The sequence below is a fragment of the Halopseudomonas sp. genome (assembly GCF_036961105.1).
GTDB lineage: Bacteria > Pseudomonadota > Gammaproteobacteria > Pseudomonadales > Pseudomonadaceae > Halopseudomonas.
In genome coordinates this window covers 1-541 of sequence record NZ_JBALWW010000069.1, presented here as the reverse complement: position 1 = coordinate 541, position 541 = coordinate 1, and the positions used below count along the sequence as shown (strand labels likewise).

1 protein-coding gene is annotated in these 541 nt (G+C 49.9%); it reads left to right on the top strand.

The features are described 5' to 3' along the window. The coding region (locus V7756_RS19035) for a phosphatidylglycerophosphatase A family protein (protein WP_335611767.1) at nt 1-420 on the top strand (420 nt) is incomplete at its 5' end. Between the last annotated feature and the right edge of the window lie 121 nt (nt 421-541).

Here is a 541-nt window from a genome sequence, read left to right as displayed (position 1 = left end):
GGTTTTGGGAGCGGCCTTTCTCCAAAGGCTCCCGGTACAGCAGGTACCTTGGTGGCACTATTGCTGTGGCCAATGTTGGCAACAATGCCATTAACTATCTACCTGTTGATAGTGGCAGTGGCGGCAATTGGTGGCTTTTACCTTTGCGGAAAGACGGCCAGTGATTTGGGTGTTCATGACCATCAGGGTATTGTTTGGGATGAAATCGCTGGTTTTTGGTTGGCTATGACGGCTGTGCCGGTGACATGGACATGGATGGTGGCAGGTTTTGTTTTATTTCGACTCTTTGATATCTGGAAGCCCTGGCCCATTGGTTGGCTCGATAAGCAAGTGGGCGGTGGCGTAGGTATTATGCTGGATGACCTGGTGGCTGGACTGTTTACCTGGTTGCTGCTGTTTCTGGCAATAACGTTTTTGTAGACACTATTTAATAGGTGCTGTCTTCATGGTGAGGGTGCAGGGATGATGCGACAAACATTGGGAATATGCTTGGCCTTTATTGGCCTGTTAACAGTGCTTGTGGCTTGGGCGGCCCCTGATA